We start from the raw sequence: 15,177 nt of genomic DNA on the forward strand, positions 1-15,177 counted from the left end.
GTGGGTGAATGCGCCCCTCGCGACGTGAGCGACGCGATCGGCTGGGTGAAACGGCGGGTAAAACTCGGGCGGGCGGCGGCCCGGCGATCATCCGGGCTGCGGCATGAGTTCGGGCGCACCGGGCGTCAGCACGCGCGGCGGCAGCGGGTTACCGGTCGGCGCCGCGTGCAGCGCCAGCTCGCGGCTGCGCACGTTCAGGCGCTGCAGCGCGCGGAATTCGGACGGCGCCATTCCCTTCACCGCGCGGAACTGGCGGTTGAAGTTCGACACGTTATTGAAGCCGGCCTGGAAACAGATGTCGGTGATGCTTGCGTCGTCGGCGAGCAGCATCTGGCACGCGGATTCGATCCGCAGACGATTCACGTACTGGACGAACGGCATGCCCGTATGGCGATGGAACGCGCGCGAGAACGCGCTGACGCTCTGCCCGGTCAGTTGCGCGAGATCGGATTCGCGCAGCTCGGAAGCGAGGTTCTTGCCGATATACGACAGCGCGTGGCTGAGCCGTGTCGGCGTGACGTCGGCCTGGTCGTACGCGGGGCTCGCGAGCAGCGTGCGCTCCGCCGCGCCGCACAGCCGTTCGAGGATCGTCATGAACAGCGCGATGCGGCGCATGCCGCGCGCGGTCAGCAGTTCGTCGAACAACGGCGCGATCGCGGCGCTCGTCGCGGTGTCGAAGCCGACTCCGCGCCGCGCGTCGTCGAGCAGCGCCTGCGCGTCGCGGCATTCGGGGAATGCGTCCATGCAGCGACGCACGAACGACGGATCGAACTGGATCACGAGATTGCGGCGCTCGACGGTTTCGCCTTCGGCCATGTCGCTGACCCAGTTGTGCGGCAGGTTCGGGCCGAGCAGCACGAGATGGCCCGGGCCGAACGAGCCGATGTGATCGCCGACGAAATACTTGCCGTGCGTCGCGACGATCAGGTGCAGCTCGAATTCGGGATGGAAATGCCAGCGGATCGTGCGATACGGATAGCCGTGCGACCAGACCTTGAACGACTCGTCGCGTCGCACTTCGACCACTTCGAGATCGGGGTGCATCATGTTGGCGTCTCCATTCCCATATATTGCTGGCCGGCCTGTTCGGCTGGGCGCGCGTGCCGCGTGTTTCGCGCGGCACGGCGACCGGTCGCATGGGAAGCAATGTAGGTCGATCGAGCGCGCGGCTCCACCAACTTTACGCCTGATTTTCGATACTTTTTTGCCGCCCGCGCGCGGGAATGGCGTCGGACGGCAAATTTGTTGCAGCGCGGAACGGCGCGGCGGCCGCCCTCGCCGGCTTACGCCGCCGCGTGCTCGCGCGCCGTGCGCACCTCGTACGCCTTCAGGTGGTTGTACGCGATCCGCAGCAGCGACAGCGTATCGGCCGCCTGCGGGTCGCGTCGCGCGAGCAGGTCGCCGATCACGTGATCGGCTTCGACGCGCGCATGGTTCTCGACGTCGCGCAGCATCGACGCGGTCAGCGGCGACGGCGTCAGCACCATCCGCTGCATCCGCTCGCTGGCCGCCGGGTCGGGCCGGTGGCCGTTGTATTCGGCGATCGCGCTGCATTCGGCGAGCATCGTTTCGAGCAGGCGGCGGCCGTCCGGCGCGGCGAGAATGTCGCCGATCGACCCGCGAAACAGCGACGTGCTCGCGGCGAGCGTCGCGAGAAACACCCACTTGTCCCACATCCGCGCGGTGATGTCGTCGCTGAGCGTCGCGTCGAAGCCCGCGCCGCCGAGCACGTCGGCCACCGCGCGCACGCGCGGCGATTCGCCGCCGGCCAGTTCGCCGAACGACACGCCGTGCGTGTCGTTCAGGTGCACGATGCGCTGCTCGCGATCGAGCGTCGCCGCGATCACGCACAACCCGCCGAGCACCTGCGACGCGCCGAAACGCTCGCGCAGCACGTCGACGTGACGCATCCCGTTGAGCATCGGCAGGATCAGCGTCTGCGGGCCGACGAACGGCGCGAACGATGCAATCGCGTCGTCGAGGCTGTACGCCTTGCAGCTCAGCAGCACGAGATCGAACGGCGCGACGCCGGCGCCCGCGTCGCCCGCGCGGATGGTCTGCACGTTCGCGAGCGTCAGGTCGCCGCGCGGGCTGCGAATCAGCAACCCGTCGCGCGCAAGCGCGGCCGCGCGGCCGTCGCGCACCAGGAACGTCACGTCGCGCCCCGCCGCAGCCAGCCGGCCGCCGAAGTATCCGCCGACCGCGCCGGCCCCTACCACCAGAATCCGCATCGTTGCCTCCTTTCGGTTTCATCGTCATCGTGCTGCCGCCCGTGCGGGCGCGACGCCGATCATCGCCCGACAGTATAGCGGCCGCTGTTATGCATATGCATAGATGCCCGCGCCGGTAATCCCCCCGGCCTGTGAAGGCGCGGAGGGGTTCGTTTTCCGGTCCGGCGCGACGCCTTATAACGCGCCGCATAGAAGCTGTTGCGAAATCACGGCTTAGGTCTGTTAACTTTTTCGCAGCCGCCTCAAGATTCGCTACGAACGGTACGCACACGTGCACGAGGCATTCCTCTCGCTCGCGTGCTGCTTGATTTGCTGGAACAAACGCAAGACAGCGTCCGATTGATTTCGCAGCATCTTCTAAGGGATTTCCCGCCTACAGCGCCCCGCGTTTCACGCCGTCAAAACATGTATCCCGTCACGCCGTCCCGGCGAGCTTCCACGACTGACCGACCTCATACCATGCGCAATCTCTCCCTGAATCAGAAACTCGCCTCGATGATCGTCATCCTGTGGCTCGGCCTGCTCGTGATCGCCGGGCTCGGCGCATGGCAGACCCGCGCGTCGATGATCGCGGACCGCCGCGACCAGCTTGCGTCGCTGGTTGCGCAGGCCGCGAGCGTGACCGATCACTACTACAAGCTGTCGCAGCAGAACGCGCTGCCGGAAGCCGATGCGAAACAGAAGGCGCTCGAGGCGATCGCCGCGATGCGCCACGGCGCCGACGGCTATGTGTCGGTCAACGATTCGAAGCCGGTGATCGTGATGCATCCGATCAAGGCCGAGCTCAACGGCAAGGACGTGTCGAACTTCACCGATCCGAACGGCCAGCACCTGTTCGTCGAGATCGTGAAGGCCGGCAACGCGGCAGGCGGCAAGGGTTTCGTCGAATATCTGTGGCCGAAGCCGGGCGCGGACAAGCCGCAGGACAAGACCAGCGCCGTGCAGCGCTTCGCGCCGTGGGACTGGTATCTGGTGACCGGCATGTACATGGACGACGTGCGCTCGGCGGTGCTCGCGAGCGTCGGCCGCTGGTTCGCGATGACGGCCGTGCTCGGCGCGATCGCGACGGCCGTGATGGTGATGGTGCTGAAAAGCGTGCGCGCGAGCCTCGGCGGCGAGCTCGAAGCGGCGCTCGACGCCGCGCAGCGCATCGCGCAGGGCGACCTGACCGCGCGCGTGACCGTGAAGCACGACGATCGCGGCAGCCTGCTGCATGCGCTGCACACGATGCAGGGCGGGCTGATCGACATGGTGTCGCGCGTGCGGATGGGCACCGAGAACATCAACGTCGGCGCGAGCGAGATCGCGTCCGGCAACACCGATCTGTCGCAGCGCACCGAGGAACAGGCGGCCGCGCTCGTGCAGACCGCGTCGAGCATGGACGAGATGACGGCGAACGTGAAACAGAACGCGGACAGCGCCGCGCAGGCCGCGTCGCTCGCCGGCCAGGCCGCGCAGGTCGCGACGCGCGGCAGCGAAGTGGTCGACGACGTCGTGCGCACGATGAACGAGATCACCGATCGCTCGCACAAGATCGGCGACATCATCGGCGTGATCGACGGGATCGCGTTCCAGACCAACATCCTCGCGCTGAACGCGGCCGTCGAAGCGGCGCGGGCGGGCGAACAGGGCCGCGGCTTCGCGGTGGTCGCGGCCGAAGTGCGGTCGCTCGCGCAACGCTCGGCGACGGCGGCCAAGGAGATCAAGTCGCTGATCGTGTCGTCGAACGAGACGGTCCAGCACGGCGCGACGCTCGTCACGCACGCGGGCGAGACGATGACCGAGATCGTGCAGTCGGTGCGGCGCGTGAACGAGATCCTCGACGAAATCAGCCACGCATCGCGCGAGCAGAGCGCCGGGATCGAGCAGGTCAACCGCGCGGTGGGCGAGATGGATCAGGTCACGCAGCAGAACGCGGCACTCGTCGAACAGGCCGCGGCCGCCGCGCATTCGCTGCGCGACCAGGCCGAGGCGCTGCGCGACGCGGTGACGCGGTTCGCGCTGCCGGCCTGACGGCAAACCCGCCCCGCACTCACGCCGCGCTGCCCGCCCGCCGCGCGGCCTCGCCGCTCCCGAGCCCCAGCCCCGCCGCGCGCTGGATCAGCTCGACGTCGTTGCTCGCGCCGAGCTTCTTCATCGCGCTGATCTTCTGCGCGCTGACCGTCTGCTTGCCCTTGCTCAGGCGCTGCGCGATCGTCTTGATCGGCACGCCCGACAGATACAGGCGAATCACCTCGATCTCGCGCGCCGACAGCTTCACGGGCGTATCGCCGCGCGTGCCGAGCGCTTCGACCGCGCGGCGCACGGACGGGGACAGGTAGGTCGCGCCGCTGTAGCTCGAATGGATCGCCGTGACGATATGGCCGACCTCGTCGAGCTTGCTGACGACGCTCACGCCGCCGATCGCGACGATCGACCGGAAGATCAGCGGGTTCTCGTTCGCGACCAGCGCGACGATCCCGACGTTCGGCCGCGTGCGGCGCAGCCAGTCGAACAGCGCGAGGCCGTCCATCTGCTCGTCGCCGCGAATCGCATAGTCGACCAGCACGACGTCACAGTCGACGCCGCCGAGCGACGCGACCAGTTCGGCCGCGCTCCGGTAAACCGCGGCGAGCTCGATCGCGCAGGCGCCGCCTGCGATCTGCTCGATACCGGCCAGCGTCAACGGCCAGTCGTACGCGACGACGATGCGAACATTAAATTTCCTCATGCGCAATTCCTGGTGGTTCACCGGCCGCGCCACACGACACGCGCGCGACCGGTTGGGCGTTGAAAGGACATTCAGGCTATTTTTAGCCTGAATGTCGATTCTATGAATGTCTGCCTGCGCGCGATATCGGACGGCGTACGAATTGGCCGCCGAAGACGTAATACGCGTTTGATATTTGCACCGGCTCGACGCCCGGCGGCCGTCGATCGACCGTCGCGGCATCGGCCCGATGGCCGGTATTGCGCGCCGCACGACCGGTCAGCAGGTAAAATTGCGCGTTTGCATGCCACCCCGGGCCGCCGGCGGCGAGCGACGCGCCGATGCCGGCCGCGCGCCACCGCCCCTTCGCCGGCTTGCCCGACCTCCCGCTTTGCTCATGACCGATTCCGACCTGCAATCCGACGATACCTCCATCCACGAAGACGGCCTCTGGCGCGACAACGGCTGGACGGCCCGCATCATCAAGAACGAAGACGACGACGGCTGGGCCGTCGAGATGGTCAAGGACGGCGAGTCCGAGCCCGCGCTCGTCGGGCCGTGGACCATGGGCCGCGACAAGAAGAACCCGAAGCCGATGGACGCGAACGCGTTCCGCACGCTCGTGAAAACCGCGACCGAAGTGCTGATGCGGCACGAACAGCAGCGGCGCGCGCTGCTGCACAAGGAAGTGACGGTGCAGGACGAAGCCGGACAGGATGTGTCGGTGACGCTCGACATCGTGCCGGACGAGTTCGAGCCGTATGCGCAGCTCAAGGCGTTCGATCCGTATGGCGAGCTGCTGGCCGACGCGAAGGTGTCGGCCGGGTTCAAGCTCAACAAGGCCAGCGCCGAACGCTGGGTCGCATCGGGCTTCGATCGGCCGGCATAGGGCCTGTTCACGCTAATAACGGGCCCTGAGCGAACTGGCCCTTAGCGCGCATGGCGCGCCTAAGCACGCGATCAGGCGCCAGCGCCCCGCTCCGCGCGCGCGAGCCGGCGCGCGGCCAGCTTGCGCCGCACGAGCGCCTCGAACTGCGGCGTCGCGGCCTCGGGATCGCGCGCGGCCAGGCCCAGCACGTTGCGCGCGAGCTGGATCGGCGTCAGCACGATGCCCCACGGCAGCCCCCACCAGCCGAGCGTGGCCGACGCGAGCAGCGCGACCGCCTGCTTTCTGCGGCCGCAACGGCGGCAGCACACGTGGCGCCGCGTCGCCCAGCGCGTGACGAACACGAGCGACACGACGCGATGCGACGCGTGGACGTCGACCGGCCGCCCTTCGCGCAGGCAGATCGGGCAAGGCCCGTAGCGCCAGTCGTCGACGTACTGCCGCACCTTCGCGTCGGGCACCCGTTCGGCCTCGACGACGACCGGATGCGCCCGTGCGCATGCCGGGCTGCAATAGCGGCGGCCGTCGATCGACCGCCCGCCGACCAGGAACGTCCTGCCGCAGTGATTGCACTCTGCCACGATGACCTCGGATAAACGTGATGCGCCGCGTGCCGGTTGCGCGCCGATCGATGCGCGCGCCGGCCGCGGCCATTTGCTGTTTTAACGGCTGCCGCCGCGCGGTCTTGAGCGGTCGCGCGCCGCGGCGCGTCAGTCATGCAGCCCGTGCGTGTTCATCAGCCGGTACAGCGTCGCGCGCGAGACGCCGAGCTCCGCCGCGGCATCCGCATGCTGGTGGCGGTGACGCAGCAGCGTTTCCTCGATCGCGTGCCGCTCGGCCTGCCGGCGCGCCTGCGCGAGCGTCGGTGGCCGCAACGACGTGTACGGGCGCAGCTCGAGATCGGCGGCCGAGATCAGCGGGCCGTTCGTCATCACGACCGCGAAGCGGATCCGGTTGATCAGCTCGCGCACGTTGCCGGGCCACGGATAGTTGTGGATCGCCGCGATCGCGCACGGCGTGAAGCCGCGAATCCGGTACGAGCCGTCGCCGCGGTAGCGCCGCAGCACGTGATCGGCGAGCAGCATGATGTCGCGGCCGCGCATGCGCAGCGGCGGCTCGTCGATACGCAGCACGCACAGGCGGTAGTACAGGTCGGCGCGGAATCGCCCGGCCTGCATCGCGGCCTCGAGATCGACGTGGGTCGCCGACACGATCCGCACGTCCACCGGAATCGACGCGTGCCCGCCGAGCCGCTCGATCTTGCCCTCCTGCAGGAACCGCAGCAGGCTCGCCTGGCTCTCGAACGGCATGTCGCCGATTTCGTCGAGAAACAGCGTGCCGCCATGCGCGGCCTCGATGCGGCCGATCGTGCGCTGGTGCGCGCCGGTGAACGCGCCGCGCTCGTGGCCGAACAGTTCGGCCTGCAGCAGCGTCGTCGGGATGGCCGCGCAGTTCACGGCGACGAACGGTGCGTCGGCACGCGACGACTGCCGGTGGATCGCCGCCGCCGTCAGTTCCTTGCCAGTGCCGGATTCGCCGGCAATGAACACGGTCGCCTCGGTGTTCGCGACCTTGCGGATCGTCGCGAACAGCCGGCGCATCGCGTCGCACGCGCCGATCATCGCGCCGCCGGGCGGCGGCGCTTCCGCGGCCGGGTCGCCGTCCGCGAGCGTCAGCATCCCGTATGCATGGCCGACGAGATAGCCGATCGTCGTGTAGGCGGTCGCATCGCGCACGTAGTCGAAGCAGCAATGGCGGATCAGGCGCGCGATCGTGATGTTGCGCAGCCGCTCGCCGTCGGCGAGCGCGACCCAGCCGACGCGCGGGTCGCGCAGCAGCGCCTCGAACGACGCGACGTCCGGCGCCGCGAAACCGGCGAAATCGACGATGCCCGCGTGCGGACGGTTCGCCTTGACGAGATTCAGCGCGTCCGCCACGGTTTTGGCGTGCCATACGTCCCAGCCGCGCGACGCGAGCACATCGACGAGCGCGGCATCGTGTTGCCGCGACAGGTAGACGAGCGGCCGCGACGGCGCGACGGGGGGATGCCGGACCGCGATGAACGGCAGCGCGCTCACCTGCCGTTCGACATCCCGGGCGCCCGACATGCTCAGCTGACAGCAATGGTTCACGATCGCCTCGCCGCATAAGGTTGTGTATCGGAGCAGCCGTTTCCCGATCGCGCGTCGCGCGCTCGCAGCGCCGCGGCGCGACGCCGCTCCGTCCTCGAATCGATGCGTCATCGGCAGAACACGACGCGCTGCGTGTAGATCTGCGGCTCGACGACGGGTTGCGCGTGGCCGTTGAGATCGTCGCGATACGCGCGGTAGGTCCTGCCGTTCACCGTCACGTCCGACGCGCGGGCCGTCTCGATCCTGTCGAGCCCGGTGTGCCGCCATTCGTTCACCCGGTCCGCCGCCGTGACGCTCGACTCGCCCGCGATCTGCTGCGTGATCGTGCTGCCGTCGCTCCACGGCTGCGTCCGCATGTCCTCGGCGTGCTGCATCGCGCCGACCGTCTTGCCGGTCGACTTCGGCCCGTTCTGCGCGTCGAACGGCGCACCCCGGCCGTACACCGGCGATTGCCACGACGGCGCGTGACCCGCTTCCGGCATCATGTAGATCATCTGTGGATCGCCGATCATCATCATCGGCGCGCATGCCGTGTTGTCGGGACGGCCGAGCGTCGACAGCGCCTGCTGGACGCTCGCGGCGTTCGCGAGGGTCTGCTCGCTCAGGATGACGAAGACCGCGGGATTCTGGAAAACCGACTGCGCAGCGGCTTGCACGCTGGCCAGCAACAAAGCGATCAAAAAGATCCTCATGATTGAGGCCTCCTTGCACTCGTCACGCAAAAAGAGGTGTTGACCTCGGGGATGGGAGCAACACCCGTCAAACCGGAAAAGCGGGTCGGGCATCGGGCCGAGCGCCTGCCGTGCGACCAGCGTGCCGGTCGCACGGCAAACCGACCCGCATGCTCACGACGAGGTGCTCGTCGAGATGATGGCCGGCGCCGGCGCGATCGGTGCCGCCGGTGCGGCCTGCTGGTCGACCGTGGCCGGCGGCAACGCTTGCGCCGGATCGGTCAGCGCAGGCATGCCGGCGGCTTGTGCAGCCGCGGTGCCAACCGATTCCACTGCGTCCGGCGCTTTCGCGTCCGCTGCCGGCATGTCGGCAGGCGCAGCGGCGACGGCAGGCTGCGGGGCCTCCGGTGCAGGCGCTTCGGCGGTTGCCTGCGGCGCCGGCTCGGCCGCCTTCGCATCGGCGGCAGGCGCCGCGACGACGGCTGCCGCCGGCATCGGTTCGGCAACCGGCTCGCCGGCGGTCTGGGCCGTGTCGGTCGCGGCCGGCAGCGGCTCCGGCGCCTTGTCGGCGACGGGCTGAGCAGGCTCGGGGGCCTTGTCCGCGACGGCCGGGGCAGGCTCGGGCGTCTTGTCGGCAACCGCCGGGGCGGGCTCGGCGGCCTTGCCGGCGACCGGCTGCGCGGGCTCCGCTGCCTTCGTATCGGCAACCGGTGCGGCAGGTGCCGGCGCTGCCTTGTCGGCCACAGCCGGTGCGGCGATGACGGCTGCAGCCGGCACGGCTGCCATTGCGGCCGCCGGTACCACCGAGGCCGCAGGTGCGGCGGCGACAGCAGGCGCGGCAGCAGCAGCCGGTGCCGCGGCGGCCGGAACTGCGGCGGCAACCGTCGGCACTGCGACGGCTGGAGCAGCGGCGGCAACGGCTGGCGTCGCGACGGCCGGCGCGGCGGCGACAGGCGCGAGCACCGGGACCGGGACCGGCACCGAAACGGGCGCAGCGCGCATCGAAGCCGTCTCGATCGGGCGCGTCGGTGCGGGCGCGGGTGCGGCCGAGCCGAGCGGCGGCAGGCCCATCCGGTCGCGCACGATCGGATCGCGATACTTGATGTCGTCCGCGACGGTCGCTTCGACGCTGGGCGCCACGTTCGAACGCGCGAGCGGCGCGGTCGTACCCGGGCACAGGTGCCCGGTCGCTTCCACCGCGCGCCGGTTCGCGTCGCTTTGGCACAGCAGCGCGAGCGCCACGTCGGTCAGGCCCATCGCACGGAATTCACGCGCATCGAGACGCCGCACGCAGGCCTGGTCGACCAGCGTCGTGCCGCCGGTCGCGCCGAACCCCGGGAACGACACGCCGACGCTCACCGAGCCCATGCAGGTATCGGACAGCGTGGTCGTGAGGCCCGGCGCCTGGATCGACGGGTTCGTCTTGATCGTCTGCGTGCCCGAGTAATTGACGTTTTCCGAGATCTGGGTGTTGTACGGGTTGGTGCCGGGCGCCCCGGACGACTGGAGCGAGTTCACGCTCTGCGGCGTCACGTTGCCGCCGGCCGTGCCGGACGGCATCGTCACGTTGACGTTCACGCTCGAATTGCCGCTACCGCGCACGCCGCTGCTGCTGCTGGCATTACCGCCGCGCGAACTCGTGGTGTTCGTGTTCATGCTCGACCCACCGCCCTGGCTGATCGCCGTCGACGATGTCGACGATTGCGCACTCGACGTCGAATCGGCGGTTTGCGCCTGGGCACCGATCGTGGTCATCGCGAACATCGCCGCACATGCCACCTTGATCCTGTTGCTGTTCATTTCACTCTCCGGACGAGGTTTGACCTCCGACCCAGGCAACCGTACTAATTCCCCTGAATGCCTTCAGTTTTCGCTGCTTCCCCGAACTGCTTCCAGCCGCTGCCCAGCTGGGACCACGAGCCGGCCGACATGCCCTGCCACTGCTGGGTGTCCGGTCCGCCGATGGCACTGCCCGACGAAAGCGTGTGTTGTTCTGACGGTTTGGTTGTCTGGTCAGGTTTGTTTGACGTCTGCATAGTCGATTGCCCACCATCGGCAGCACGGTCAGCGCCATACGCCGTCAGAGACGCGAACATCAGAGCGGCGGCAATCAGGTTCTGCTTCATGCCAACTCCTTACGTGACAACGATGCGGAAAAGAGACCAGCGTCGCTGGGAAACTGGCCCCCCCCACACCTGACTAATGACTGCTCCCGGTCGCGCTCGAGTCGCCCTGGCTTCCGCCCGATGCGGACGGCGAACCGGCTGGACCGGTACTCCACACGGTCGACGAGTTGTAGTGATTCGAGCCCGTGATCGCGCCCGACCCGCCACCGCCCGTCCACCCCACGGCACCCGCGTTGGCATTGCCGTGGTCGTTCGCGCCCGTGGCCGTGTAGTGGTTCGCGCCGAGTACGATCGTGGCGGTCACCCCTCCCGAAAGCGCATTCGCGTTCTCGTTCGTGCTGCCGTTTCCAGCGAACGAGCCCGCGGCACCGATACCGCCGCCTGCCGCGAACGCGCCCCCGTTCGTGCCCCAACCGCTGGCCGTCGAAGTCGAGTTGTGATACGCGGACGCCGTGCCGGCGGAGCCGGCGGGTGTCACGGTACTGCCCGCATTCGCGCCGGCCGTCGAAGTCGAATTGCTGGTATAGCTGCCGGAGCCGACCAGCACCGAACCGGAAACACCCGCCGCGACGGATTGCGTCTGGTTGGTCGTGGACGATCCGGCCGCCAAAGCAGCGGACGAAATGACGGTGAGCGCTGTCGCTAATATGACTTTGGCTTTCATAGCAATTCCTTGCTGTGAGGAAGTTCGACGGTGGCGGAGCCGGGCCTGCCCTCGCGGGGCAAGACCCGGCATCCGACCCGCCAGCCAATGACGAACGCTACGCGTCGCGGCTTAGTGGTGATACGTCCAGCCGGTCGAGCCGGCATTCGCGCCGCTGCTGCCGCCCGCTTGTGCGCCGCCGAAGCCGAAGCCGCCGACCGTCGACGTTTGCGTGTGGTTCGTGTACGAGATCGAACCGCTGCTGCCGCCACCGGCCACTGCGCCGGCTGCGCCGAGCGCCGAGCCCGAATCGGTCGCGGAGAAGTGGCCGAACCCGGCAACCCCGGCCATCGTCTGGCCACCGCTCGACGAAGTGCTGCTCGACACCGTGCCGCTGCCGGCAAACGCTGCACCCGAAACCGCCAGAACTGCTGCTGCAATCAGAAGCTTCTTCATGGTGGACTCCTAACGGCGTGGAGAGAATGAGCACGGAAGATCGCACGCCATCGACCTTCCAGCCGCACGCAATCCTTAAAAGTAAGGATTACTATAAAATTGATAAATCAGTGCTTTATCGGAAATCGGCTTTTTATTTTTACAGCCGAATTCTAGTTTTATGTTTTTAAGTTGTCCAAAATTTATTGATAGGTGTTTTCTATTATTTTTACGATCATTGAGATGAACAAAAAACACCCTTGATTCAATTAACCGAAATGACGCGCACATCTTTCCGGCTCGCGATTTTCAATTCCACGTCGAAAACGAATGCCGGCACTGGCGCCCGTTTCCGGAATTGAAAATCAGCGATTATATTGACTACCGCAAAATGCAGTGCCCGCTCGACACGCACCCTTCATCCGGGCGATAACGGGCCGGCATTGCAGCCAGACGACATGTCTGCTCCCTGAGCTGACGAAGAAAGGCCTTCCGGATAACCGGCCGACGCGCGTTCGATCTAGTCCGGCCGGCACCGGGGCTGGCCCGGCGCGATCGAAACGGCGCTGCACGGTTGAAGAGGAATCGGCGCCACGCTGTCCGGCACGAACAGCAGGCCGCATCCGGGAATGCTGAATGAAGTGGAGCGCCGCTGTCGGCGGGTGGCCGCGCGAAGCGACGAGCGCGCCACCACGCGGCGCGCGCGGAGGGCGGCAAACAGGCAACGCGCTACCGACGACGCTGGCACGGCGTCGCAAGCGCTACCCCGATCGTTCCCACTACCCCTTTGGTGCGCAAGAAATGCGCGGATCATGCCACTGCTTATAGTGTTCATCGCCGTTTCCCCGACAGGCATGTGACGAACTGGCCGCCCCCACATCGTTGTTGCATCGTGTCGACCGCTCGCCGGTGCGTCCTATATCGCAAACCTCATGCCATGCGATATTCCACCGAGCATTGCATGCGGCGTGCGGCCGCCAGGCCTGATCATTTCTCCAGAAACGGCGTTTTTTTGTTTCATGAATGTATCGCGATAATGAGGCACCCCCTACAGCGATCATTGAAGATCGTGACGCAATATCGTGATTTGATGGAAGAATCCGGCTCGCTGGGCATTGGCGGACACCCGTGTGAACGGGTGTTTCAATCTTGAGAGGCGAATCTCGACTCACCGCTCGGGGTTCGTGTTTTTCCACTGACAAACCGCGTGTTGCGGCATGCCAGCAGCCGTCCATTACCCCGACGAACCAGGGCCGGTCGCTCGATGCTTCACGCCGAACGGCCGCCGATACGGCCGGAACACGGGTTCACCCAGAAATGCAAAAGGAATTTGATTCATCCGTGAAAATACCCGCACGATCACGCGGCGAAAAATCGTGCCATCGGGCGTGTTGCAGTCGCAATAACCGAACGAATGAAAACGTCCAATTCCCACACAAACGGGCGCCTTCATTTTTTCACCGTTCGATTCACCTTCGCGCACGAAGCGACGACGATCGATTCATCGAACAGACATCTTCACTCGGCTATCCGTTTGATTCTCATCACTGAAACATTTCGATTCAAGACGGCTTTCACGTCTTCAATCTCGTGAAAGCCTGATTCATCGCGCGTTTCGTCGCATCGAACCGTAACGATCCAGCAATCTCCGTGGGTGCTTCCCTGTCCCCAAGGTTCGCGCGTGAGACACAAACGTTCAATTTCGACGAAGGCCCGCATCGGACAGGCGACGATTACAGTCGCGAACCGTGGCGCGACCGTCGGCACTGCGCAAGACCGGAGCGCGCCGCCCGTCAGCCGAGCAGTTCCTTCTTGCGCAGATGCACGACGTCGCGCATCGGCGGCGCGCCGAACAGCCGGCTGTATTCGCGGCTGAACTGCGACGCGCTTTCGTAGCCGACGACGGCCGCCACCGACCCGACGTCGCCGCCCTGCCGCAGCAACAGCAGCCGCCGCGCCTCGTGCAGCCGCAGTTGCTTCTGGTACTGCAGCGGGCTGAGCGTCGTCACGTGCTTGAAATGATGGTGCAGCGACGACACGCTCATGTTGACCGCCTGCGCGAGCGATTCGACGCGCATCGGCTCCGCGAAATGATCGCGGATCCATTCGATCGCGCGTGCGATCCGGTGCGTCTGGCTGCCTGCGATCGCCATGTGCCGCAGCCGCGTGCCCTGCCCGCTCGTCATCAGCCGATACAGCACCTCCTTTTCGATCAGCGGCGCGACGACCGCGATGTCGGCCGGCGTATCGAGCAGCCGCAGCAGCCGCAGCGCCGCGTCCAGCAGCGGCGGCGTCAGCTCCGCGAGCGCAATCCCCTCGCCTTCCGGGCCCGCATCGGGCTCGGGCAGCCGCATCTCGGCCGCCAGCTCGACGATGCGCTGCGGATCGAGCGTCAGCGACAGGCACAGATACGGTTCGTCCACCGACGCACGCGTCACGCGCGAGAGGATCGGCAAGTCGATCGACGTAATCAGGCAATTGTGGGTGTCGTATTCGTAAGCCTGGCCGGCCACGATCACGCGCTTCGCGCCCTGCGCGGCGATCACCAGCGCGGCGCGCGATACGCCGCAGCCGAGATCGACCGGCCGCGTGTGCCGATGCAGCATCAGGCCCGGTACGGCCGTCGAATGCGAGCCGTCCGCCGGCGCGAAACGGCCGATCAGCGACGCCAGCTCACGTCGCCCGGATTCGCGCGACGCGACGATATCGGTCATGTCCATGACGCATCCTCGAATGATTTCCCGTGTCGCGCGAGCATAGCGAAACGGCCTGCGGCGTGCCGGGGATTTGCAGGATTGTTCAATAAATTTGCAGGATTGGGTAGACGCAAATTCGGGCTGCTCGCGCACACTCCCGGCTAACCTGCCCGTAAGGCGGGTTTTCCCCACGGAGACATACAACATGCCTACCTCGTTTGTCCTGAACGGCAAGAACGTCACGCTCGACGCCGATCCGTCGATGCCCGTCCTCTGGGCGATTCGCGAACACGCGGGACTGACCGGCACGAAATTCGGCTGCGGCATGGCGCAGTGCGGCGCGTGCACGATCCATCTCGAAGGCCAGGCCGTACGCTCGTGCGTGCTGCCGCTCGCCGGCATCGCGGGCAAGCACGTCACGACGATCGAAGGCGTGCAAAGCAAGCCCGCGCAGGCCGTGCAGGCCGCGTGGGTGAAGCTGCAGGTGCCGCAATGCGGCTATTGCCAGTCCGGCCAGATCATGTCGGCCACCGCGTTGCTCGAACAGAACCCGAAGCCGACCGATGCGGACATCGACGCCGCGATGAACGGCAACCTCTGCCGCTGTGCGACCTACGCCCGCATCCGGGCCGCGATCCACGATGCGGCCGCGACACTGGGAGCCTGAC

The 15,177-nt window shown here is 66.9% G+C and carries 15 protein-coding genes; 3 read left to right on the forward strand and 12 right to left on the reverse strand.

The features are described 5' to 3' along the window. Window positions 1–87 precede the first annotated feature (87 nt). Complete coding sequence (locus JYG37_RS22815) at window positions 88–1,047, reverse strand: AraC family transcriptional regulator (protein WP_050015075.1); 960 nt, start codon at window positions 1,045–1,047, stop codon at window positions 88–90. Window positions 1,048–1,283: 236 nt separating this feature from the next. Beyond that, entirely contained in the window at window positions 1,284–2,231 is a 948-nt protein-coding gene (gene panE / locus JYG37_RS22820) for a 2-dehydropantoate 2-reductase (RefSeq protein ID WP_050015073.1), read from the reverse strand. A gap of 459 nt (window positions 2,232–2,690) precedes the next feature. Here panE and JYG37_RS22825 point away from each other — a divergent pair, with 459 nt between their 5' ends. Beyond that, window positions 2,691–4,244: a methyl-accepting chemotaxis protein gene (locus tag JYG37_RS22825; protein WP_050015071.1), complete on the forward strand. Its 1,554-nt coding sequence runs from the start codon at window positions 2,691–2,693 to the stop codon at window positions 4,242–4,244. A 19-nt stretch (window positions 4,245–4,263) separates the two neighbouring features. On the opposite strand, the gene JYG37_RS22830 is transcribed toward JYG37_RS22825, so the two are convergent. Further along, complete coding sequence (locus JYG37_RS22830) at window positions 4,264–4,941, reverse strand: LuxR C-terminal-related transcriptional regulator (protein ID WP_050015069.1); 678 nt, start codon at window positions 4,939–4,941, stop codon at window positions 4,264–4,266. Between the two features lie 376 nt (window positions 4,942–5,317). Between JYG37_RS22830 and JYG37_RS22835 the strand changes: the two genes are divergently transcribed. Next, complete coding sequence (locus JYG37_RS22835; protein ID WP_011547320.1) at window positions 5,318–5,809, forward strand: hypothetical protein; 492 nt, start codon at window positions 5,318–5,320, stop codon at window positions 5,807–5,809. Window positions 5,810–5,880: 71 nt separating this feature from the next. Here the strand turns inward: JYG37_RS22835 and JYG37_RS22840 are convergent, their stop codons facing one another. The 9 genes from JYG37_RS22840 to JYG37_RS22880 all read right to left on the reverse strand — a co-directional run bounded on the left by JYG37_RS22840 (window position 5,881) and on the right by JYG37_RS22880 (window position 14,533). After that, window positions 5,881–6,387 (reverse strand): hypothetical protein, encoded by a 507-nt coding sequence (locus JYG37_RS22840; protein ID WP_124555998.1) that lies wholly within the window; start codon window positions 6,385–6,387, stop codon window positions 5,881–5,883. 129 nt (window positions 6,388–6,516) lie between these two features. Further along, window positions 6,517–7,938, reverse strand: coding sequence for a sigma-54 dependent transcriptional regulator (locus JYG37_RS22845; protein WP_425542634.1), 1,422 nt, complete (start codon window positions 7,936–7,938; stop codon window positions 6,517–6,519). Window positions 7,939–8,045: 107 nt separating this feature from the next. Then, on the reverse strand, window positions 8,046–8,630 hold the full coding sequence (locus JYG37_RS22850; RefSeq protein ID WP_213346479.1) for a hypothetical protein: 585 nt from the start codon (window positions 8,628–8,630) through the stop codon (window positions 8,046–8,048). A gap of 153 nt (window positions 8,631–8,783) precedes the next feature. Next, the gene (locus JYG37_RS22855) at window positions 8,784–10,409 is read right to left on the reverse strand and encodes a chemotaxis protein CheA (protein ID WP_213346480.1); all 1,626 of its coding nucleotides are present in this window, start codon (window positions 10,407–10,409) and stop codon (window positions 8,784–8,786) included. Between the two features lie 44 nt (window positions 10,410–10,453). Continuing rightward, window positions 10,454–10,735 (reverse strand): hypothetical protein, encoded by a 282-nt coding sequence (locus tag JYG37_RS22860; protein ID WP_050015058.1) that lies wholly within the window; start codon window positions 10,733–10,735, stop codon window positions 10,454–10,456. A gap of 73 nt (window positions 10,736–10,808) precedes the next feature. Next, a complete protein-coding gene (locus tag JYG37_RS22865; protein ID WP_050015056.1) occupies window positions 10,809–11,399 on the reverse strand; it encodes a hypothetical protein in 591 nt (196 codons plus the stop codon). 111 nt (window positions 11,400–11,510) lie between these two features. Beyond that, window positions 11,511–11,834 (reverse strand): hypothetical protein, encoded by a 324-nt coding sequence (locus JYG37_RS22870; RefSeq protein ID WP_089489544.1) that lies wholly within the window; start codon window positions 11,832–11,834, stop codon window positions 11,511–11,513. A 1,213-nt stretch (window positions 11,835–13,047) separates the two neighbouring features. Further along, a complete protein-coding gene (locus tag JYG37_RS22875) occupies window positions 13,048–13,266 on the reverse strand; it encodes a hypothetical protein (protein WP_162484455.1) in 219 nt (72 codons plus the stop codon). 340 nt (window positions 13,267–13,606) lie between these two features. Then, a complete protein-coding gene (locus JYG37_RS22880) occupies window positions 13,607–14,533 on the reverse strand; it encodes an AraC family transcriptional regulator (RefSeq protein WP_050015052.1) in 927 nt (308 codons plus the stop codon). Window positions 14,534–14,714: 181 nt separating this feature from the next. Between JYG37_RS22880 and JYG37_RS22885 the strand changes: the two genes are divergently transcribed. After that, a complete protein-coding gene (locus JYG37_RS22885) occupies window positions 14,715–15,176 on the forward strand; it encodes a (2Fe-2S)-binding protein (RefSeq protein ID WP_050015050.1) in 462 nt (153 codons plus the stop codon). Window position 15,177 lies beyond the last annotated feature (1 nt).

This window comes from Burkholderia sp. LAS2 (genome assembly GCF_018417615.1).
GTDB classification, from domain to species: Bacteria; Pseudomonadota; Gammaproteobacteria; order Burkholderiales; family Burkholderiaceae; genus Burkholderia; species Burkholderia sola.